We start from the raw sequence: 21,337 nt of genomic DNA, 5'->3' as shown, positions 1-21,337 counted from the left end.
AAACGCCCCGCTCGGGGCGTTTCGCTTTTGTGCCGCAGGCAAGACTCCATCGACTCCGTCGCTGACGCTGCAGATGTCGACTTGAGCGAAATCCACCGCTCCATCCCTGTCGTGCTGTTTCGTCCAGACGACGGCACAGCGCCGAAGGGCCATCGACCACCTGGCACATCACTCACCCATCAGTGGCCAGGGAAAACATGCGCTGATACGATCGAACAGCAGGGGGTTGTGCTTTTTTTTAAGGAGAAAATCATGCACATGCGCACTATGCTTCTCACGGGTTTCATGGCTGCGGCGGCTTTGGCTCTGCCGGGACGGACACTGCACGCCGCACCGCCGAGCTCGTGCGGCGAACAGCTGAACCTGTGCCTCACTGCGGGCTACAGCCCGAGTTATTGCGAGTTTCAATACGATCAATGCGTCAACTCCACGCAACGAAGCGCCGCACAGACCGAGCACGCGCTTCCGTTCAAGGACTGAAGCAGACGCCTTCGGTCTCGATACGTGGAGACGAAGTGATCGGGGGCCGGCGCAAGCCGGTCCCTCTCGTATGCGATACATTCAGACCCACGCTGCGAACATCACCTGCCCCCCCACCCTCGGCCGCCATTCGCCCATGATCGAATTCGGACACGCCACGCACGTCGGATTGCGTCGCACGCGCAATGAGGACACGTACTACGCCGACCCCGCATCCGGCGTATTCCTGGTCGCGGACGGGCTGGGCGGCCACCACCATGGCGCACTGGCCGCGGCCCTGGCACGTGACTCCATCGTCGACGACCTGCATCACGACGCCGACCCGGACCATGCGATCCGACAGGCCGACAAGACTCTGATCGCGCATCCCGAATACTGCAGCGAAGGGCAGCCGATGGGCACCACCATTGCGCTGCTGCGTCTTGAAAAAGCGAACTATCATGCGGCCTGGGTCGGTGACAGCCGCATCTACTTGTTCGCCGATGGCCTGCTGCAGCGCCTCTCGCATGATCACTCGGCGGTGCAGGAGAAGATCGACGAGGGCCTGATCGACGAAGAAGAGGCTCGTCGTGACCCGCGCCGCAACGTGGTGACCCAGGCGCTCGGCGTGACCGCCCCCGACGACCTGCAGATCGAGTCGCGCCGCGGTGACCTGCACGGCAGCGGCAGTTTTCTGCTGTGTAGCGACGGGCTGACCGAGGAACTGGACGACGAGCAGCTAGCGCAATGCCTGCAGCGCACGGACCTCGCGGCCCAGGAATGTGTCGATCAGTTGATTCTGGACGCCTTGCAGGCGGGAGGCCGCGACAACATCACCGCGCTCCTGGTGCGCATCGCGCACAACTGACTCCTCGGCTCAGCTTCAGGACTTCCGCGCCATCCCGCTCGGGATCGACTGCTCCGCCGATCGGCAAGACAAAACGGGCAGCCGCTTCAGAGTCTCCTCTAACGTCGCCAGACGCAGCCGCCTGCACTCTTGTCGAGCGCATCCAGGCGCGCTTCGTGGGCCGCTTGTTCATCGGCCGTGGCGCGAAGCACGCGAGGGCGCTTGAGCAAAGGCGCGATCTCGTCCAGCGATGGGCCGCTCGATGACGGATCGTTGGCGCCGAACCCGAGATCCAGCGCCACCTGCCCCGAAGTCATGGCCAGATAGACATCGGCCAGCAACTGCGCATCGAGCAGACCACCGTGCAGATCACGATGTGTGTTGTCCACGCCCAGGCGGCGACACAAGGCATCCAGGTTGTTGCGCTGCCCCGGATAGCGGTCTCGCGCCATCTGCAACGTGTCGAGCACCTGGGCATGATCGGCAATGCTGCCGTACTGCGATCCGGCGCGCTTCAGTTCGGCATTCAGGAAGCCGACGTCGAACGCCGCGTTGTGGATGATCAGTTCGGCCCCCTCGATGAAAGCGAGGAAGTCATCCACCACTTCGTGGAAACGCGGCTTGTCGAGCAGGAATTCATCGGCGATGCCGGTGACTTCGCGCGCCCCTTCGTCGATCGCACGATCGGGGTTCAGATACGTGTGGAACGTATGCCGCGTGACGCGTCGCTCCAGAATCTGCACCGCGCCGATTTCGATGACGCGATGTCCCTGTTGCACTTCCAGGCCGGTGGTTTCGGTATCGAGAGCGATCTGTCTCATAGCGTTTCCCTCACGCGCGCACCTTCAGCGCCTCGGCCTGCTGACGTGCGGCATCGTCCACGCGCTCGTTCTCGGCATGGCCGGAATGCCCGCGCACCCATTTCCAGCGGATCCGGTGCGGCTCGCTGGCCGCGACCAGGCGCTGCCACAGATCCTGATTCTTCACCGGCTTGCGGCCAGCCGTGCGCCAGCCGTTCGCGCGCCAGCGCGGCACCCACTCCTCGATGCCCTGCATGACATACCGCGAGTCGGTGGTCAGGGTCACGTGGCAGGGGCGTTTCAGCGCCTCGAGACCGGCGATCGCCGCCATCAGCTCCATGCGATTGTTCGTCGTGTCAGGCTCGCCGCCATCGAGCAGCTTCTCGACCTCGCCGTTGCGCAGCAGCGCGGCCCATCCACCCGGTCCCGGATTGCCCAGGCAGGCGCCATCCGTGAAGATCTCCACTTGCGTTTGCGGCATGCCGCTCATGCGCACTCCCGATGCGCGCCCGGTGCCAAGGATCCTGTCCCGCGTACGCGCTCGGGCAACCGCGCGAATCGGAGGGGCGTTGCCGCCGCTGGATGTTTGCGGGCGACCACAAGGTAGCCGCCGCCAAGCTGTTCGGAACCCATGCCCTGCACCGCCTCGCCGCGCGGGAGTATCCGTCCGAAACGGTGGATGCCCTGCACCTTGAAGCCCTGCTCGACGACACAGCGCGTCCAGTGCAGCGGAGCACGCAGTTGCAGAGACTGGCTTGCGCCACGCATGCACCATGACAGCCAGGGCGCCCACGCGCTGAATGGATGCATGCCACTCAGGGCGAGCGTTCCGCCCGGCGCCGTCACCCGCGCAGCCTCGTGCAGAAGCGCCTGAGAGTGACCGCCGAATTGCTGCGCATGACTGATGACCACTACCGAGAACGCTCCTTCCGCGAACGGCAGCGCCTCGTCACGGCGGGCGTGAAGCGAACCGCGCCACAGCTCGTTGTCACAATGAAGACGGACCCAGTGTGCCGCGCTTTCGGCGCAAACGCGGCCCCCATCACGCATGCCCAGATACAGACCATAGCTGCCCGCACGCGCCGGCACGGATGCACGCAACAGAGCCTCTTCCGCCCGCAACAGGGCGCGCATGGCGGTCGTGGCGTACAGGACCTGTTCGGGGACGGGCATCGGGGTCCATATCGATCAAATGCATCGCCGCTAGTGTACTGGACATGACTGCGCATGGAAGCGCCCTGCGCGTCATCGGAACGCACTGCTATAGTCGTGCATTCGGCCCGAACCATCGTGTTTTCATGTCATTACGCCTCATTCCAGCCCTGCGCGACAACTACATCTGGTTGCTCTCCGACGAAGCTGGCCAGGCCATCGTGATCGATCCAGGCGAGGCGCCGCCCGTTCAGCGCATACTGGATGCCGAGGGACTGAAGCTGCAGGCCATTCTGCTCACGCACCACCACGCCGATCACATCGGCGGTGTCGAAGCGCTTCTCGCCACGCAGCCGGTTCCGGTCCACGCGCCGCACGATGAACGCATCACCTGTGCGAGCCAGCACGTGCAAGACGGCGACACGGTGAACATTCCCGCTCTGAACATGTGCTTCGAGGTAATCGAAATCCCCGGTCATACCCGCAGCCATGTCGCCTATTACGGTCACGGCCTGCTGTTCTGCGGCGACACCCTGTTCAGCCTGGGATGCGGCCGACTGTTCGAGGGCACACCCGCGCAGATGCTGACCTCCCTGGACCGCCTACGCGCCTTGCCCGGCGAGACACAGGTCTGTTGTGCGCACGAATACACCCAGGCCAATGCCGCGTTCGCCCGCAGCGTGGATCCGCACAATATCGACCTGGCGCGGCGCAGCGAGGAAGTCGAACGTCTGCGCGAGGCAGGGCGGCCGACGCTTCCTGTTCCGCTCCGCGACGAATGTGCCTGCAATCCGTTCCTGCGCAGCGATACGCCGTCCATCAAGGCCTGGGCACAAGCTCAGGGCATTGACGACGACCGCGTGCAGCGCTTTGCCGCCCTGCGTCACGCCAAGGATCACTTCACTGCATGAACGCCAGCTTGCGCCTGTCGGCAGCTTGCGTGCTGCTGTCGCTGCTCGCGGCCTGCAGCACGCAGGCTCCCAGACCCTCGATGCCTTCTCCGTCGCCCCGCCCCGCACCCGCCACGTCGACGGCAGAATCACCCACCCGTGCACCCGAGACACTCACGCCCGCTGCGCCGCCGACCCTGTGGTCGCACATGCGCGGGCGCTTCGCCATGCCGGGCTGCGATGCCGATCCACAGATCCTCGTCTGGGCGCATCGTTTCACACGCCATCCGCACCGTTTCGAGCGCTACCTGAAATCGGTCACCCCCACCATCGCCTACATCGACCAGGCCGCAAGCAAAGCCGGGGTACCCGCCGAGTTCAGTCTGCTGCCATGGGTGGAGAGTCGCTACCGGGCCTACCCACCCCGCGGCGGCCGCCCGGCCGGCATGTGGCAGATCATGCCCATCACGGCCCGTGCGATGGGGTTGCCGATCAAGCGCGACTACGACGGCCGGCTTGATCGCACCCGCACCCCGGCCGCCGTCATGAAGCTGCTCTACGGCTACGGCCAGCGCTGGCAGGACTGGCGACTGGTCGACATGGCCTACAACGCCGGCGAGTACCGCATCCGCCGCCTGCACAGCGCAGGCCCCGCACCGGCCGAGCCGGTCATTCCGGATCTCGCCGTCACACGTACCACCCGCGAACACCTGACCAAGTTGCTGGCCATCGCCTGCGTGATCCGCGAACCGCAACGATTCCACGTGCAGTTGCCCGATCTGCCAGCCGCGCAACAACTGCGTGTCGTAACGCTGACCGGACCGACCCTTCTGAAGGACGTGGCGCATGCGTCCGGCACCCCGCTCAAACGCGTGCGCGCACTGAATGCGGCCTATCTGCACGGGCGCATGCCGATCAACGGCCCCTGGCGCGTGCTGTTGCCGGCGACCGCGGCACAACGTCTGCACCATGCCGTGGCCGACGGTCGCGTCCCCCGTCAGCCGACTACCTACACCGTCATGGCCGGCGACTCGCTGTGGAAGATCGCACATCGCCATGGCGTCAGCATCCATCGACTTCGCGAACTCAACCACTTGCACGGCGGGATACTCAGACCTGGACAGGTACTGATGATCGACCGCACGAACTGAACCGAACGGATACGCTCAGGACCCCAACCTCGGTTAAACTTGCCATTCCCGTCCGTTTCAAACGGGCCTCAACAACGTATTCGGAGGAGCCATGGGATTCCTGCACGGCAAGCGTGCCCTGATCGTCGGCATCGCCAGTCAGCGGTCCATCGCCTGGGGCATTGCCAACGCGATGCATCGCGAGGGTGCGCAACTCGCCTTCACCTACCAGAACGACCGACTGAAGAGCCGCGTCGAGGAAGCCGCACAGGAGTTCGGCTCCAACATCGTCGTGCCCTGCGACGTCGCCGACGACGCGCAAATCGACAATGTGTTCAAGGAACTGGGCCAGCACTGGGACGGTTTCGACATTCTCGTTCATTCGGTCGGCTTCGCGCCGCGCGAAGCGCTGCAGGGCCAGTATCTGGACAACCTCACGCGCGAGAACTTCACCATCGCGCACGACATCTCCAGCTACAGCCTGGCGGCACTGGCCAAGGCCGCCCGTCCGATGATGAAGGACCGTGGCAGCGCGATCCTGACGTTGAGCTACCTGGGCGCCGTGCGCGCGCTGAACAACTACAACGTCATGGGCCTGGCCAAGGCCAGCCTGGAAGCCAACGTGCGCTACCTGGCCTACAACCTCGGCCCCGAGGGCACGCGCGTGAACGCCATCTCGGCCGGCCCGATCAAGACGCTGGCCGCGGCCGGCATCGGTAACTTCCGCAAGATGCTCGACCACGTCGAGGAAAACGCGCCGCTGCGCCGCAGCGTGACCACCGAGGACGTCGGCAATGCCGCCGCCTTCCTGTGCTCGGATCTGGCTTCGGGCATCACCGGTGAAATCACCTACGTTGACGCCGGATACAGCACGCTGGGCATGACCGGCATCTGAACCCGGTTAGCCACTTCTATAGCCAAGAAAAAGGGCCGCTTGTGCGGCCCTTTTTCTTGGCTTCCGAAATGCTGATTAGGCTTCCGGAATAACCCGAGATTATTCCAGACTTACATACGGCTCTTGACGGTCTCGATCTTGGTGTTCTTACGCAGAACATCGATGAACGCATTGGTTTCCGTGGTCGCGTACGCCTGCGCCATGCGCTGACGCAGCATGTTCCGGACCGCCTCGGGAATCTTCGACGGATCGCCCGGATGCACTGCATCGAGGCGCACCAGCGCATAGCTGCCGTTGCCGAGATCGACGCTGGCATAGCTGGAGGCGTTCTTGCTCGGGTGCGGCATGCGGAACGCTTCATCCAGAAGTTTCTGCGGCACGCCCTTTTGAGTTCGCTCTGCTCCCTTCAGCGGCTGCACGGCGACGCCCAGCCCGGATACCGCCTTGGACATATCCTGATTCTTGCTCACCTCAGCCAGCAGCTTGGCAGCCTGCGCCTTGGCGGCCTCGGCCACGCGCTGAGCCAGAATATCGGCACGGATCTGCCCGCTCACCTTGTCCAGAGGCTGCAGCTTCGACGGCTCGTGCTTGCGCACGTGCACGACAACCATGTGGTTGGATCCCAAGTCGATCGCATCGGAGGTATTGCCCTGCACCAGCACCTGATCGGAGAACGCGGCCTTGACCACCTTCGGATTCGAGGCGATGCCTTGCTTGGTGCCTTCACGCGTGAACAGATCGGTATGCTGGACCTTCAGCCCCAGCTCCTGCGCCACCGGCGTCAACGAACTGGGATCGGCATAGACCTTGTCGGTCAGCTTGCCGGCAAGCTCGCTGTACTTGCGCTCCAGATCGCCCTGCTCCATTTCCTTCGCGAGCTGATCACGCACTTCGCTGAACGGCTTCACCTTGCCAGCCCGGACGCCGCGAAGATCGATGATGTGATAGCCCTCGGGCGACAGCACGGGCTTGGAGATCTGCCCTTTCTTCATGGAGAACAAGGCGTCTTCGAAGGCCTTGTTGGTCACGCCGCGCTCGATCCAGCCCAGGCTGCCGCCATCGCTCTTGGAACCCAGATCGTCGGAATACTTCTTCGCCAACTTGGCGAAGTCGACGCCCGATTCCGCCTGCTTGTAGATGGAATCGGCCTTGGCCAGCGCGGCCTTCTGCTGCGCAGGCGTGGCGTTCTTGGGCACACTGACGAGAATGTGGGAAACCAGACGCTGTTCGGGTTCCTGGTATCGATTCTTCTCACGCTCGTAGCGCTGACGCAACGCATCTTCGTCCGGCGTGCTGTCGGCCTTGACGTCATCCGTGCTCAATTCGATGTAATTGACCGAGACCCTCTCCTTGGTCATGAAATCGGACTTGTGCTTCGCGTACCAGTCCGCGATCTCCTTGTCGCTGACCGTGCTGTCGGTCAAAGCGGGACGCGGCAGAACGACATAGCGCAGATCACGCTTTTGGGTCTGCAGGCTCACGTAGCGATCGACGTCGGCACTGGTGATCACCTCCGAATGGGTGATCGCGTTGGGCAGCAGGCTCGTCGCCAGGGAGGAGCGTACGCGATCCTGATACATCTGCGGCGTCATGCCGTTGTTGTTCAGGATAGCCGTGTAGGTGTCGGCGTTGAATTTGCCGTCCACCTGGAAATTGGGATCGTTGGCGATCTCGTCGCGCAACTGCGCGTTGGTCACCTTCAAGCCGAGTTCGTCATTGGCCTGCAGCAGCAGTTGCTGCTTGATGAGAGCCTCCAGCACCTGCTGTTTCACTTCGGGCTTGTCGAAGTAGGAGGGATCGAAATTCGCCCCCTGGGTCGCCGTGGCCTGACGTCGCAGGGCGTTCATGCGGTCCTGGTAGTCGCGCTGTGAGATCTCGTGCTTGCCGACCTTGGCGACGAAGGTGTCGGCCTGCTGGCTCACATAACCGATCAATCCGAAACTCGCCAGCAACAGGGCCAGCGCCCCGAACAGAATGATGGCGGGCCATCCGTGAAGTTTTTCGCGCAGGTTCTGCAGCATGGATCTGTACCGCTGGTCAGGGCCGTGTCTCGACAGACGGAAAAATCAAGGGCGCCTCGCAGGCGCCCTTGATCGACAAGTGGCGGAGTGGACGGGACTCGAACCCGCGACCTCCGGCGTGACAGGCCAGCATTCTAACCAACTGAACTACCACTCCGCGAACCGGGACGTCAGTGTGTCGCTCGAGGCAGGTCGTCATCTCGCGAAACACTGGTGGGTGCTGAGGGGATCGAACCCCCGACCCTCTCCGTGTAAAGGAGACGCTCTACCGCTGAGCTAAGCACCCGACAAACGTCTTAGTTTAGAGCGTCCTTGAGGCCCTTGCCAGCCTTGAAGCCCGGAACCTTCGAAGCCTTGATCTTGATGACTTCGTTGGTACGCGGGTTGCGACCGGTACGTGCGGCGCGCTTGCGCACGGAGAACGTGCCGAAACCGACCAGAGAAACCGTGTCACCCTTCTTGAGGGCCTTCTTCACGACTTCGGTGAAGGCGTCAACGGCACGGGTAGCGTCGGCCTTGCTCAGCTCGGCTTCTTCGGCCAGAGAATTGATGAGGTCGCCTTTATTCATTGATTTACTCCTTGGTCAAGTTATTGACAGGCCCTGCCAACAACGCAGCAGCCGGCCAACACGAAAAGTGGGTTCTGGTCTCCCCCGATACCAACCTGCAGACCCTGAACACGCAACGCTGATCGTGGTAACGACAACGCCGCGATACGGTCTTTATACCAGTGCCCCATAGGGTCCGCAATACAAGTCGGGACAAGGGTTTCAGCCGATTCTTGGTGTTCTTGACAAACCGCTGTAGCTAGGGGAGAAAAATGCCCGGCGAAGTATCGCCGGGCGAATGCATTCGACCGCAGATCGACTTCGTCCAAAAACGATGAATCAATGCGTGCGCGAAGGGGCGGAACGTCCCGACGGCTTCTTCGAAGATTTCACCGCCGTGCCTTCTTTTTCCTTGCCGGACCCGGACTTGGCCTTCGGGCCGAGCGGCCGTTCCAGGGCGAGATCGAGCACTTCGTCGATCCAGCGCACCGGATGAATGTCGAGCGAGCTGGTGATGTTGTCCGGAATATCGGCCAGATCCTTGCGGTTCTCCTCGGGAATGATGACCGTGGTGATACCGCCGCGATGCGCCGCCAGCAACTTCTCCTTCAGTCCGCCGATAGGCAGGACGCGACCGCGCAGCGTGATCTCGCCGGTCATGGCCACCTCGGCGCGCACCGGCACCTTGGTCAGCACCGACACCAGCGCCGTGCACATGGCGATGCCTGCGCTGGGACCGTCCTTCGGGGTCGCGCCTTCGGGCACATGCACGTGGATGTCGTTCTGGCTGTGGAAATCCGGATCGATGCCAAGCACTTCGGAACGTGCGCGCACCACCGACAACGCCGCCTGGATCGACTCCTTCATCACGTCGCCGAGCTGACCGGTATGCACCAGTTTGCCCTTGCCGGGCACCACCGACGCCTCGATACTCAGCAGATCGCCGCCAACCTGGGTCCAGGCCAGGCCGGTCACGAGGCCGACTTCGTTCTGCTGTTCCTTGCGACCGAAATCGAAGCGGCGCACGCCGAGATACTTGTCCAGGTTGCGCGAATCGATCTTGATGCCCTTGCGCTTGGCCTTGGATACCGCATCCGAAGCGGCTTTGGCCTTCTTCTTGTTGTCCTTGCCGCCCTTCTTGGCCGCGTCCTCGAGGGAGAGCGTCTTCACCACCTTGCGGCAGATCCGCGAGATCTCGCGCTCGAGATTGCGCACGCCCGACTCGCGCGTGTAGTAACGCACGATGTCGCGCAGCGCGTTGTCGGACACGCTCAATTCGTCGTCCTTCAGACCATTGGCCTTGAGCTGCTTGGGCAGCAGATAGCGCCGTGCGATGGCGATCTTCTCGTCCTCGGTGTAGCCGGGGATGCGGATGACCTCCATGCGGTCCAGCAGCGGACCGGGGATGTTCAGCGAGTTGGCCGTGGCGATCCACATGACCTCGGACAGGTCGACGTCGACCTCGAGATAGTGATCGTTGAAAGCGTTATTCTGCTCGGGATCGAGCACTTCCAGCAACGCCGAGGACGGATCGCCGCGGAAGTCCATCGACATCTTGTCGATCTCGTCGAGCACGTACAGCGGATTGCGCGTGCCGATCTTGCTGAGGTTCTGCACGATGCGCCCCGGCATCGAGCCGATGTAGGTGCGGCGGTGACCGCGGATCTCGGCCTCGTCGCGCACGCCACCCAGGCTGTTGCGCACGAACTTGCGGTTGGTGGCCTTGGCGATGGACTTGCCCAGCGAGGTCTTGCCCACACCCGGCGGGCCGACCAGGCACAGGATCGGACCCTTCATGTTGTTCACGCGCTGCTGTACGGCCAGGTATTCGAGGATGCGCTCCTTGACCTCTTCGAGACCGAAGTGATCGGCGTCGAGCACTTCCTTGGCCAGTTGCAGGTCCTTGCGCACCTTGGAACGCTTTTTCCAGGGCACACCGACCAGCCAATCGAGGTAGTTGCGCACCACCGTGGCCTCGGCCGACATCGGCGACATCTGCTTGAGCTTGTTCAGCTCCTGCTTGGCCTTGGCCAGCACTTCCTTGGGCATGCCGGCGGCGTCGATCTTCTTCTGCAGCGCCTCGACTTCGTTGGTGCCGTCCTCGCTCTCGCCAAGCTCCTTCTGGATGGCCTTCATCTGCTCGTTGAGGTAGTACTCGCGCTGGCTCTTCTCCATCTGCGACTTGATGCGGCCGCGAATGCGCTTCTCGACCTGCTGCAGATCCATCTCGCCATCGACGAGTCCGACCAGCTGCTCCAGGCGCGTGCCGACCTCGATGGTCTCGAGCACTTTCTGCTTGTCGGCAATGCGCACGGACAGGTGCGCGGCGATGGTATCGGCCAGACGCGACGGATCGTCGATACCCGACAGTGTCGACAGCACCTCCGGCGGCAGTTTGCGGCTCTGCTTGACCAGCTGCTCGAACAGCGAAACCAGCGTGCGCGAAACCACTTCGAGTTCGCGCTCGCCTTGATCGTAGATCGACTCGATCACATGCGCGTTCGCACGCAGCAGATCATCGGCATCCTGGTAATCGTCCACGACCACGCGCGACTGGCCTTCGACCAGCACCTTGACGGTGCCGTCGGGCAGACGCAACAACTGCAGGACGTTGGCCACGGTGCCGATGGTGTACAGGTCACCGGGCACCGGATCGTCGATGTCCGCGCCGGTCTGCGCCACCAGCAGGATCTGCCGTTCGCCGTCCATCGCCGCTTCCAGCGCGCGCATGGATTTCTCCCGCCCCACGAAGAGCGGAATCACCATGTGCGGATAGACCACCACGTCGCGCAACGGCAGAACCGGTACGGATGCGAGCGTCTGTTCAGTGGAGGACTGGGCTACTTGCGTCATGAATGATTTCCTGGACACGTATATGCACGACCCGAGCCTGAACTCGGGTCTCATAAGGGTCAAGTGGAGTCCGTCACGCCTCTTCTCAAGGCCTGCGAGCGGATCATGCGCTGCGTCAGGCCGCGCCGCTGGTGCCTTCCGCGGACTGCTGCAGATTGCCGCGGTAGATCAGATAGGGTTCGGCCTGCCCCTCGATGACGGCATCGTCGACCACCACCTTGCTGACGTGTTCCAGCGACGGCAGCTCGAACATCGTGTCCAGCAGCACCTGCTCGATGATGGTACGCAGGCCGCGCGCGCCGGTCTTGCGCTTGAGCGCCTTGCGGGCAATGGCCTTGAGCGCCTCGGGCCGGAACTCCAGCTCGACGTCCTCCATCTCGAACAGCTTGCGGAACTGCTTGGTGACGGCGTTCTTCGGCTCGACCAGGATCTGCACCAGGGCGTCCTCGTCCAGCTCTTCCAGCGTGGCGATCACCGGCAGACGTCCGACGAATTCCGGAATCAGGCCGAAACGCACCAAGTCTTCCGGTTCGACGCCGGACAGCACCTTGCCGATGTTGTCGTTGCGTTCCTTGCTGCGCACCTCGGCGGAGAAGCCGATACCGGTGGTCTCCGAGCGCTGCTGGATCACCTTCTCCAGTCCGGCGAACGCGCCACCGCAGATGAACAGGATGTTCTTGGTGTCGACCTGCAGGAATTCCTGCTGCGGATGCTTGCGGCCGCCCTGCGGCGGCACCGAGGCCAGCGTGCCCTCGATCAGCTTCAGCAGCGCCTGCTGCACGCCCTCGCCCGACACGTCGCGGGTGATGGACGGGTTGTCGCTCTTGCGCGAGATCTTGTCGATCTCGTCGATGTAGACGATGCCCGACTGCGCCTTGTCGACATCGTAGTCGCACTTCTGCAGCAGCTTCTGGATGATGTTCTCGACATCCTCGCCCACGTAACCGGCTTCGGTCAGCGTGGTGGCGTCGGCGATGGTGAACGGCACGTTGAGCAGACGCGCCAGCGTCTCGGCCAGCAGCGTCTTGCCCGAGCCGGTCGGACCGATCAGGAGGATGTTCGACTTGGACAGCTCGACGTCGTCGTCCTTCTGACGCGACTCCATGCGCTTGTAGTGGTTGTACACCGCCACCGACAGGGCGCGCTTGGCGCGGTCCTGCCCGATCACATACTGATCGAGGGTTTCCATGATCTCGCGGGGTTTGGGCAGGTGGGTGCGCCCGCTGGACGCCTTCTCTTCCAGCTCCTCGCGGATGATGTCGTTGCACAGCTCCACGCACTCGTCGCAGATGTACACCGACGGTCCTGCGATCAGCTTGCGAACTTCGTGCTGGCTCTTGCCGCAGAACGAACAGTAGAGGATCTTGCCACTGTCGCTGGAACGGCCCTGCCGATCGTCACTCATGCTCTTGATTCCCGATATGTTTCCGGCCGCGAGCCGAGAATAGCATAGCCCCGCGCCCCTGCAACGCAGGCGCGCGTGCCTTGATCGCAGGCTGCATCAGGACGACTTGGCCGCATCCAGCGCGCGTTGATCGATCACGGAGTCGATCAGGCCGTATTCGCTGGCCTCGGCGCTGCTCATGAAGCGGTCGCGCTCGGTATCGCGCGCGATGTCGTCCACCGGCTTGCCGGTATGCTTGGAAAGAATGTCGTTCAGACGCTCGCGCATGGTCAGGATTTCGCGGGCGTGAATTTCGATGTCCGTGGCCTGACCGGAAATGCCACCGGCCCAGGGCTGATGGATCATGATGCGCGAATGCGGCAGCGAATATCGCTTGCCGGCCGCACCGGCAGTCAGCAGCAGCGCGCCCATGCTGGCCGCCTGACCGACGCAGATGGTGCTGACGTTGGGCTTGATGAACTGCATCGTGTCGTAGATCGCCAGCCCGGCGGTCACCGAACCGCCGGGGCTGTTGATGTACAGGCTGATGTCCTTGTCCGGATTTTCCGACTCCAGGAACAGCAGCTGGGCCACGATCAGGTTGGCCACGTTGTCCTCGACCGGGCCGACCAGGAACACCACGCGCTCCTTCAGCAGGCGCGAGTAGATGTCGTACGAACGCTCGCCGCGCGAGGTCTGCTCGACCACCATCGGCACGAGGTTGAGATTCTGGATCGGGTCCACGGATGTTCTCCCAGTCGATACGGCGCGGTCTGCGATCAACCGCGCTGCGGCTTCATCACCTCGTCGAAGCTAAGCTCCTTCTCGGTGGTCTTGGCGTTCTCCGCCACCCACGCCGCCACCTGGTCTTCCAGGACACGGTTGTGCAGGCCCTGCATGAGCTGGGGGTCACCGCTGTAGAGTTCAACCACGCGCTCGGGCTCCTCGTAAGTCGAGGCGATCGCGCTCAGGGTCTCGGCCACGCGCTTGTGGTCGACCTTGATCTCCTCGCGGCGGGCGATCTCGCCCAGCAGCAGCGCGGCGATCACGCGCTTGCGCGCCATCGGCTCGGCGGCGGCGAGCATGTCCGCAGTCGGCTCCTGGCCTTCCGGCAGCTGGCTGCGCACCATGCCGCTGGCCTCGCCATCGATCATCACCTTGGGCACGTCGATGTCGTCGTGCATCTCGGCGAGCTTCTCGGCGACCTGGTTCTTCAGGCGACCGGCCAGCGCAGCCTTCAGCTCGCGATCGAGGTTCGCGCGGACTTCCTTGCGCAGGGTCTCGACGGTGCCATCGGCAATGCCGAAGGCCTTGGCGAAGGCGTCGTCGATCTCGGGCAGGTTCGGCGCCTGCACCTTGGCGATGCTGAGATTGACCGTCGCGGTCTTGCCGGCCAGCTGCGCATTGCCGAAATCTTCCGGGAAGGCGATGTCCTTGGTGAAGCTCTCGCCGGCCTTGTGGCCAGTCAGCGCCTCATCCAGGGCCTCGAATAGGGTACCGCCACCGATCACGCTGCCGGCGCGCTCCTGACCTTCCTCGGGGAAGCGGTAATCGTCCGCCTGCGCGTCGTAGTCGAACATCACGAAATCGCCGGCCTCGGAGGCACGCTCGACCGGATCAAAGCTGCGACGCTGCAGACGCAACGTCTCGATCATCGAATCCACGTCGGCGTCGGTCACTTCCGCCGTCGGCTTCTCCAACTCGATGCTGGACACATCGACTTCGGGCAGCTCGGGCATGATCTCGAAGGTCGCTGTGTACGAAATGTGTCCGTCCTCGGCCTCGCCGGTGGTGTCGACCGACGGCTGAGCGACCGGGCGCAGCTTCTCCTGCTCGAACGCTTCACCGAGGCTGCTTCCGATCAAGTCGGACAGCACTTCGCCGCGGACCTGCGCGCCGAAACGCTGCTTGATCACGTTGCTCGGCACCTTGCCTGGACGGAAGCCCTTCAGGCGCACGGTGCGCCCCATTTCGGCAAGCCGCTCGCTGACCCTGTTCTCCAGTCGATCCGCCGGGATCTTCACCGTCAACTTGCGCTCGAGCTTGCCGACGTTCTCAACCGAAACTTGCATGACCTCTCCTGAAACCCGCCTGACACGGAAGCCTTGGCGGCATCAGTGCCACCCGTTGGAATGAAATGGGAATGGTGCGAAAGGCGAGACTCGAACTCGCAAGGGTTGCCCCGCCAGAACCTAAATCTGGTGCGTCTACCAATTCCGCCACTTTCGCCCTGCCGACCGGCCCGAGCCGCGTTGCGGCTTTCGTTCCGCCATCGAGCTCAAGTCGACGATTCCCGTACACGAAACGGAGATTTTAAGGTGTCGCGAACCCTTCGCACAAGAGAAAGCGCGTGCACACCATGCCAGCACTGGCACGCGGCACACATACACCCAACCCCCGGTACAAAAAAAAGCGGCTCGCATCGCTGCAAGCCGCTTGAAGATGGTGGGCCGTGTAGGACTCGAACCTACAACCAATTGATTAAGAGTCAACTGCTCTACCAATTGAGCTAACGGCCCATTGTAAAAAGTGGGGTGGACGATGGGACTCGAACCCACGACATCCGGAATCACAATCCGGGACTCTAACCAGCTGAGCTACGCCCACCACAGTTCGAACGACCACAATTTGGCGCGCCCGACAGGACTCGAACCTGTAACCGTCGGCTTAGAAGGCCGATGCTCTATCCGGTTGAGCTACAGGCGCCTGACGCGTCCGGATACTCTGGTCGGGGTAGAGGGATTCGAACCCCCGACTTTTGCGTCCCAAACGCAACGCTCTACCAGGCTGAGCTATACCCCGTATCCCGTCCCAGGCCCTGCGGCTTGCGGAGCCTCGGCATGGTACGGGGGCACCAAAGTGCAGTCAATCCGATCCAGAGCGCGGAGCGAATCTCTGCGGTTCTGATTTGTCCCGTCGGTCGGCAAACCCAATTGCCGTCCTGGACAGCGCGAGACCAACCCGCGTCACACACTGCCCTTTCTTGAATGGCGCGCCCGGAGAGATTCGAACTCCCGACCGCCTGGTTCGTAGCCAGGTACTCTATCCAGCTGAGCTACGGGCGCTTATCAAGTTTTGCGACAACCGCGATGCGCTGCGGGTGTCTGTGCGAAGCGCGGCATTATTCTCAAACCGGCCCCGCTCGTCAACAGCTAATTTCACTTTGGTCGAAAATTTATCGAATCGCGCGGATGCGAGACGACAACGTTGGACGGATGGATGTCCATCCAGCCAAGTCAACCAAGGCAATCCCGTATCGCAACGGGAGGATTCGCCATGCGAACCCTGGGCAAAACTGGCGGAGAGAGAGGGATTCGAACCCTCGAGAAGGTGATTAACCCTCTACTCCCTTAGCAGGGGAGCCCCTTCAGCCACTCGGGCATCTCTCCGTTGAAATTTCCGTCAACCGGAAGCCGGCTAGGATAACTGCAAGCGAATACTTTCGTAAACCCTTGTCAGTCATTTTCCTCGCTCGGGGGGACTCCGGGGGCACCCGCCTGATCCTGCTCACGCTGGATCCGCTGGTAGATTTCCTCGCGATGCACGGAAACATGCTTGGGCGCATTGATACCGATGCGCACCTGGTTTCCCTTCACACCGAGAACGGTAACCGTCACCTCGTCACCGATCATCAAGGTTTCCCCGACTCGTCGGGTCAATATCAGCATAGTTCGTTACTCCTGGCTCCTTAAGGGCCGTGATCCAACATGAACCGCGCACCTCACCCCTGATTGCGCGGGTCGATCGCGACGATCCGCGATCGTCACGGCCCTCCCCTGTACATACGGCTCCGTGAACGGCGGAAATCCACCGTTTCGGCTCCCACCAGACCTCAACAGGGGCCGATGGTCGACCGATACTAGCCGCCGCGCAAGTTCCGTGCAATTACTGCTATGACAGCATGTTTGACTGGCACGCGCATTCTCAGCCGAGTTGCGCCTCGAGCCACTGCGGCAAAGCCTCCAGCGCGGCATCCAGCGCCGGCGAGTCGACCCCGCCGCCCTGCGCCATGTCAGGACGCCCGCCGCCCTTGCCGTCGATCTGTCCGGCGACATGCGAAATCATCGCGCCCGCCTTGACGCGCCCCAGCGCCGCGCCATGCACGCCGCCGACCAGGGTCGCCTTGCCGTCCTTCGCACTCGCCAACAGCACGACGCAATCGCCGAGCTGCTGCTTGAGACGATCCAGGCCGTCGCGCAACGCTTTGCTGTCCAGCCCGGGCAGACGCGCTGCAACCAGCTTGATGCCATTCACGTCGTGCGCGCTGGACGCCAGGTCGGCGGAGGCCGCGGAAGCGGCGCGTGCCTTGACGGCCTCCAGTTCGCGTTCGAGCTTGCGCGTGTGCTCGAGTACTTTGCTCAACATCTCGTAGGCATCGCCAACACTGGCCCCCAACTTCCCTGCCAGACGGATGAGGCGCTCCTCTTGCTCGCGCACATGCGCCTCGGCCCCTTCACCAGTTAGAGCTTCAATGCGCCGCACGCCAGCCGCCACGCCGGATTCGGACACGATCTTGAACAACCCGATGTCGCCAGTGCGCGATACGTGCGTGCCGCCGCACAGCTCGGTCGAGAAGTCGCCCATCTTCAGTACGCGGACCTCGTCGCCGTACTTCTCGCCGAACAGCGCCATGGCACCGAAGTCAATGGATTCCTGGTAGCCCATGTGACGGATATCGGCTGCTTCGTTGCGGCGGATCTCGGCATTGACCAGCGACTCGATTTCCTGCAGTTGCTCCGCCGTGACCGACTGGTCGTGCGAGAAATCGAAGCGCAGGCGATCCGGCGCCACCAACGACCCCTTCTGTGTGACGTGCTCGCCGAGCACCTTGCGCAGCGCGGCGTGCAGCAGATGCGTCGCCGAGTGATTGAGCACGATGGCCTGACGCCGTGCGGCATCGACTTCTCCGTACAACTGCGCGCCGACGGCGAGCGCCTGCGAGCCGTTCCAGCGGCCCACATGGCCGTGATAGGCGCCAGCCAGCTTCTGCGTGTCGCGCACGTCGAATGCGCCGCCAGCGCCGTGCAGCGCGCCGGTATCACCCACCTGGCCACCGGACTCGGCGTAGAACGGCGTGCGATCCAGAAGGATCGTGCCCTCCTCGCCATCCGCCAGCTGCTCGATGCTCTGCCCGTCGCGCACGATGGCGACGACACGGGCATCGGCTACCGTCAGGGTCTCGTAGCCCAGGAACTCGGTGGCGACGAGCCGGCTGACCAGTTCGGCCGGCAGTTGCGCCTTGGATTCGAAGCGGCTGGCGGCGCGCGCACGCTCACGCTGTGCCTCCATCGCGCGCTCGAAGCCCGCCATGTCCACTTCCATGCCGCGCTCGCGAGCGATGTCGGCCGTGAGGTCCACCGGGAAACCGTAGGTATCGTAGAGGCGGAAGGCGTCCTCGCCGGCGATGATTTTGTCGCCGCCGAGCGCCACTACGTCCTCGAACAATTTCATGCCCTGCTCCAGCGTCTCGCCAAAGCGCTGTTCCTCCTGCCGCAGCGTCTTCTCGACCGCGTCCTGCGCCTTGGCCAGCTCCGGATACGGCTCGCCCATCTCGGCGACCAGCGGCGCGACCATCTTCCAGAAGAACTCGTCCTTGGCGCCCAGCATCCAGCCATGCCGCAGCGCGCGGCGGATGATCCGACGCAGCACATAGCCACGCCCCTCGTTGGACGGCGTAACGCCATCGACGATCAGGAACGAACAGGCGCGAATGTGATCGGCGATCACGCGCAGCGACTTGTTCTCCAGATCCTCAGTGCCGGTCAGCTTCGCGGCGGCCGCGATCAGGCGCTGAAACAGGTCGATCTCGTAGTTCGAGTGCACACCCTGCAGAATCGCCGCCAGGCGCTCCAGCCCCATGCCGGTGTCCACGCACGGTGCCGGCAGCGGCTGCAGGGAGCCGTCCGGCTGACGGTCGAACTGCATGAACACGAGATTCCAGATCTCGATGAAGCGGTCGCCGTCCTCGTCCGGCGAACCGGGCGGACCGCCGGGAATATGCGGACCGTGGTCGTAGAAGATCTCGCTGGACGGGCCGCACGGGCCGGTGTCGGCCATCTGCCAGAAATTATCCGAGGCGTACGGCGCGCCCTTGTTGTCGCCGATGCGGATGATGCGCTCGGCCGGCACGCCGATTTCGTCCTTCCAGATGTCGAAGGCCTCGTCGTCGGTCTGGTAGACGGTGACCGTCAGCTTGTCCGCCGGCAGGCCGAAGACCTGCGTCAGCAGCTCCCATGACCAGGCGATGGCCTCGCGCTTGAAATAATCACCGAACGACCAGTTGCCGAGCATCTCGAAGAAGGTGTGGTGGCGCGCGGTGTAGCCGACCGCATCCAGGTCGTTGTGCTTCCCGCCCGCGCGCAGGCAGCGCTGCACGTCGGCAGCGCGCACGTAGCCCGGCTTCTCGCTGCCGAGGAACACGTTCTTGAACTGGACCATCCCCGAATTGGTGAACATCAGGGTCGGGTCGTTGCCCGGCACCAGCGGGGCCGACGGCACGATGGTGTGGCCGCGGTCACGGAAGAAATCGAGGAATCGCGCGCGTATCTCTGCTGTTTTCATGCACTTACGGTGTGAAATTCATGAAGGGTATACGCCGAAGCGACGCCTGCGGCGGGGATCGCATCAATCCTCGCTGTCGACAGCATCGTCCACATCGGCACGGGTAACGCTGTTTACTGTGGCGGCGTCGAAGCCGCGACGCAAGAGGAACTGCGCGCGCTTGGCCCGTTCGGCGTAGTCGGATACCGGGGATTCGCCATAGCGGCGGTGCAGCTGAGTACGCGCCGAGGCGAGCCAGTCGACCTCGGCCTCGGCCAGTTGCCGCTCGACCTGTGCGTCGCCGATCCGGTGGGTGCGAAGCTCCGCACGAATGCGACGCGGACCGTAGCCGTTGAGAATGCGGGAGCGCACCATCATCTCGGCAAAGCGCGCATCGTCCTGGTAGCCGTCCTCGGCCAGGCGGTCGAGCGCCTCTCGCGCCTCATCGCGTGCATAACCGTCGCGCAGCAGACGTTCCTGCAGCTCATGGCGCGACTGCTCGCGGCGTGCCAGCAGCGCCAGCGCCTTGTCGTAAGCACTGCGTCTGGGTTTGTCGGTTTTTTTCCTGCGCCCCAGCGGCATGCGCCCTCCAGATGATCGAAGCCGCCGGCAAACGGATTGCCGGCGGCTTCGATGTTCTCATGCCCGGCATGTCCGGGCCGCACGGTGCAACCGAGACGGCTCAGGCCTCTTCGGCCACCGAATCTTCCTTCGCATCATCCGCCGCGGGCTTGCCGCCTGCGGGAACCAGCAGACGGGCACGCAGCTCGGCGTCGACCTCGTTGGCCATCTCGGGATGATCCTTGAGGTACTGACGCACGTTCTCCTTGCCCTGACCGATGCGGTCGCCCTTGTAGCTGTACCAGGCACCGGCCTTGTCGATCAGGTTCTGCTCCACGCCCATCTCGATGATCTCGCCCTCGCGCGAAGTGCCCTCGCCGTAGAGAATCTCGAACTCGGTCTTGCGGAACGGCGGCGCGACCTTGTTCTTGACCACCTTCACGCGGGTCTGCGAGCCGATCACCTCGTCGCCCTTCTTCACTGCGCCGATGCGGCGGATGTCCAGGCGCACCGAGGCGTAGAACTTCAGCGCGTTGCCGCCGGTGGTGGTCTCGGGGCTGCCGAACATCACGCCGATCTTCATGCGGATCTGGTTGATGAAGATGACCAGACAGTTGGTCTTCTTGATGTTGGAGGTGAGCTTGCGCAGCGCCTGGCTCATCAGACGTGCGTGCAGGCCTACGTGGGAGTCGCCCATCTCGCCCTCGATCTCGGCTTTCGGCGTCAGCGCGGCGACCGAATCGACCACCACCATGTCCACGGCACCCGAGCGCACCAGCATGTCGGCGATCTCCAGCGCCTGCTCGCCGGTGTCCGGCTGCGACACCAGCAGGTCGTCGACGTTGACACCCAGCTTCTCGGCATAGCTCGGATCGAGCGCATGCTCGGCATCGACGAAGGCGGCGGTGCCACCGGCCTTCTGGCACTGCGCGATGGCCTGCAGGGTCAGCGTGGTCTTGCCCGACGATTCCGGACCGTAGATCTCGACCACGCGTCCACGCGGCAGACCGCCGACGCCGAGCGCGATATCCAATCCCAGCGAACCGGTGGACACGGTCTCGATGGCGACCTGGGTGTGGTCGCCCATGCGCATGACCGCGCCCTTGCCGAACTGCTTCTCGATCTGGCTCAGCGCGGAGGAAAGCGCGCGACGCTTGTTGTCATCCATCTTCGGTACCTCGGTACGGTGTTGGTTGCCGACAGCTTGCCGGCCGTGTATCTCAGTGGCTGCGACAGGCAGCGCAGCCGACTCGTCCA

General features: G+C 63.3%; 18 protein-coding genes and 9 tRNA genes. 5 read left to right on the top strand and 22 right to left on the bottom strand.

Annotated features, from left to right (window positions below):
- The first annotated feature begins 81 nt into the window (after nt 1–81).
- Both HF690_RS08385 and HF690_RS08380 read left to right on the top strand, forming a co-directional pair.
- Nucleotides 82–480 carry a hypothetical protein gene (locus HF690_RS08385; RefSeq protein ID WP_168609120.1) on the top strand — a complete coding sequence of 133 codons (399 nt, stop codon included), beginning with the start codon at nt 82–84 and terminating at the stop codon, nt 478–480.
- Nucleotides 481–616: 136 nt separating this feature from the next.
- Nucleotides 617–1,327 carry a PP2C family protein-serine/threonine phosphatase gene (locus tag HF690_RS08380; RefSeq protein ID WP_168609119.1) on the top strand — a complete coding sequence of 237 codons (711 nt, stop codon included), beginning with the start codon at nt 617–619 and terminating at the stop codon, nt 1,325–1,327.
- Between the two features lie 98 nt (nt 1,328–1,425).
- Here HF690_RS08380 and dnaQ read toward each other — a convergent pair whose 3' ends face one another.
- The 3 genes from dnaQ to HF690_RS08365 are packed head-to-tail and all read right to left on the bottom strand — an operon-like array spanning nt 1,426 to nt 3,240.
- A complete protein-coding gene (dnaQ, locus tag HF690_RS08375) occupies nt 1,426–2,127 on the bottom strand; it encodes a DNA polymerase III subunit epsilon (protein ID WP_168609118.1) in 702 nt (233 codons plus the stop codon).
- A 10-nt stretch (nt 2,128–2,137) separates the two neighbouring features.
- On the bottom strand, nt 2,138–2,596 hold the full coding sequence (gene rnhA / locus HF690_RS08370) for a ribonuclease HI (RefSeq protein WP_113064650.1): 459 nt from the start codon (nt 2,594–2,596) through the stop codon (nt 2,138–2,140).
- Nucleotides 2,593–3,240 carry a class I SAM-dependent methyltransferase gene (locus tag HF690_RS08365; protein ID WP_168609117.1) on the bottom strand — a complete coding sequence of 216 codons (648 nt, stop codon included), beginning with the start codon at nt 3,238–3,240 and terminating at the stop codon, nt 2,593–2,595. Before HF690_RS08365 ends, rnhA begins: the two co-directional genes overlap by 4 nt.
- Before the next feature lie 164 nt (nt 3,241–3,404).
- Between HF690_RS08365 and gloB the strand changes: the two genes are divergently transcribed.
- The 3 genes from gloB to HF690_RS08350 all read left to right on the top strand — a co-directional run bounded on the left by gloB (nt 3,405) and on the right by HF690_RS08350 (nt 6,173).
- On the top strand, nt 3,405–4,169 hold the full coding sequence (gloB, locus tag HF690_RS08360; RefSeq protein ID WP_168609116.1) for a hydroxyacylglutathione hydrolase: 765 nt from the start codon (nt 3,405–3,407) through the stop codon (nt 4,167–4,169).
- Nucleotides 4,166–5,299, top strand: a complete 1,134-nt coding sequence (locus tag HF690_RS08355) for a LysM peptidoglycan-binding domain-containing protein (protein ID WP_240151688.1) — start codon at nt 4,166–4,168, stop codon at nt 5,297–5,299. Before gloB ends, HF690_RS08355 begins: the two co-directional genes overlap by 4 nt.
- Before the next feature lie 91 nt (nt 5,300–5,390).
- Nucleotides 5,391–6,173 carry an enoyl-ACP reductase FabI gene (locus HF690_RS08350; RefSeq protein WP_113064647.1) on the top strand — a complete coding sequence of 261 codons (783 nt, stop codon included), beginning with the start codon at nt 5,391–5,393 and terminating at the stop codon, nt 6,171–6,173.
- Between the two features lie 110 nt (nt 6,174–6,283).
- On the opposite strand, the gene HF690_RS08345 is transcribed toward HF690_RS08350, so the two are convergent.
- The 19 genes from HF690_RS08345 to recA all read right to left on the bottom strand — a co-directional run bounded on the left by HF690_RS08345 (nt 6,284) and on the right by recA (nt 21,248).
- Entirely contained in the window at nt 6,284–8,194 is a 1,911-nt protein-coding gene (locus HF690_RS08345; RefSeq protein ID WP_168609115.1) for a SurA N-terminal domain-containing protein, read from the bottom strand.
- An 80-nt stretch (nt 8,195–8,274) separates the two neighbouring features.
- Nucleotides 8,275–8,351, bottom strand: a tRNA-Asp gene (locus tag HF690_RS08340).
- Between the two features lie 54 nt (nt 8,352–8,405).
- A tRNA-Val gene (locus HF690_RS08335) sits at nt 8,406–8,480 on the bottom strand.
- 10 nt (nt 8,481–8,490) lie between these two features.
- Nucleotides 8,491–8,763 (bottom strand): HU family DNA-binding protein, encoded by a 273-nt coding sequence (locus HF690_RS08330; protein WP_113064645.1) that lies wholly within the window; start codon nt 8,761–8,763, stop codon nt 8,491–8,493.
- Between the two features lie 318 nt (nt 8,764–9,081).
- Nucleotides 9,082–11,595: an endopeptidase La gene (gene lon, locus HF690_RS08325; protein ID WP_113064644.1), complete on the bottom strand. Its 2,514-nt coding sequence runs from the start codon at nt 11,593–11,595 to the stop codon at nt 9,082–9,084.
- 115 nt (nt 11,596–11,710) lie between these two features.
- The gene (clpX, locus tag HF690_RS08320; protein WP_113064643.1) at nt 11,711–13,000 is read right to left on the bottom strand and encodes an ATP-dependent Clp protease ATP-binding subunit ClpX; all 1,290 of its coding nucleotides are present in this window, start codon (nt 12,998–13,000) and stop codon (nt 11,711–11,713) included.
- Nucleotides 13,001–13,096: 96 nt separating this feature from the next.
- Nucleotides 13,097–13,723, bottom strand: coding sequence for an ATP-dependent Clp endopeptidase proteolytic subunit ClpP (clpP, locus tag HF690_RS08315; RefSeq protein WP_113064642.1), 627 nt, complete (start codon nt 13,721–13,723; stop codon nt 13,097–13,099).
- Nucleotides 13,724–13,758: 35 nt separating this feature from the next.
- On the bottom strand, nt 13,759–15,051 hold the full coding sequence (gene tig / locus HF690_RS08310; RefSeq protein ID WP_168609114.1) for a trigger factor: 1,293 nt from the start codon (nt 15,049–15,051) through the stop codon (nt 13,759–13,761).
- A gap of 72 nt (nt 15,052–15,123) precedes the next feature.
- Nucleotides 15,124–15,208, bottom strand: a tRNA-Leu gene (locus tag HF690_RS08305).
- A gap of 214 nt (nt 15,209–15,422) precedes the next feature.
- Nucleotides 15,423–15,498, bottom strand: a tRNA-Lys gene (locus HF690_RS08300).
- 11 nt (nt 15,499–15,509) lie between these two features.
- Nucleotides 15,510–15,586: transfer RNA gene (locus HF690_RS08295), tRNA-His, on the bottom strand.
- A 22-nt stretch (nt 15,587–15,608) separates the two neighbouring features.
- A tRNA-Arg gene (locus HF690_RS08290) sits at nt 15,609–15,685 on the bottom strand.
- Between the two features lie 19 nt (nt 15,686–15,704).
- A tRNA-Pro gene (locus HF690_RS08285) sits at nt 15,705–15,781 on the bottom strand.
- 186 nt (nt 15,782–15,967) lie between these two features.
- Nucleotides 15,968–16,044, bottom strand: a tRNA-Arg gene (locus tag HF690_RS08280).
- 231 nt (nt 16,045–16,275) lie between these two features.
- Nucleotides 16,276–16,368: transfer RNA gene (locus HF690_RS08275), tRNA-Ser, on the bottom strand.
- Between the two features lie 66 nt (nt 16,369–16,434).
- Nucleotides 16,435–16,647: a carbon storage regulator CsrA gene (gene csrA / locus HF690_RS08270; protein ID WP_113064640.1), complete on the bottom strand. Its 213-nt coding sequence runs from the start codon at nt 16,645–16,647 to the stop codon at nt 16,435–16,437.
- A 256-nt stretch (nt 16,648–16,903) separates the two neighbouring features.
- A complete protein-coding gene (gene alaS, locus HF690_RS08265; protein ID WP_168609113.1) occupies nt 16,904–19,540 on the bottom strand; it encodes an alanine--tRNA ligase in 2,637 nt (878 codons plus the stop codon).
- A gap of 63 nt (nt 19,541–19,603) precedes the next feature.
- A complete protein-coding gene (locus HF690_RS08260) occupies nt 19,604–20,101 on the bottom strand; it encodes a regulatory protein RecX (protein WP_168609112.1) in 498 nt (165 codons plus the stop codon).
- Nucleotides 20,102–20,201: 100 nt separating this feature from the next.
- Nucleotides 20,202–21,248 carry a recombinase RecA gene (recA, locus tag HF690_RS08255; protein ID WP_113064637.1) on the bottom strand — a complete coding sequence of 349 codons (1,047 nt, stop codon included), beginning with the start codon at nt 21,246–21,248 and terminating at the stop codon, nt 20,202–20,204.
- Nucleotides 21,249–21,337: the final 89 nt, after the last annotated feature.

It is taken from the genome of Oleiagrimonas citrea (genome assembly GCF_012395255.1).
Classification (GTDB): Bacteria; Pseudomonadota; Gammaproteobacteria; order Xanthomonadales; family Rhodanobacteraceae; genus Oleiagrimonas; species Oleiagrimonas citrea.
This window is presented reverse-complemented; position numbering and strand designations above follow the sequence as displayed.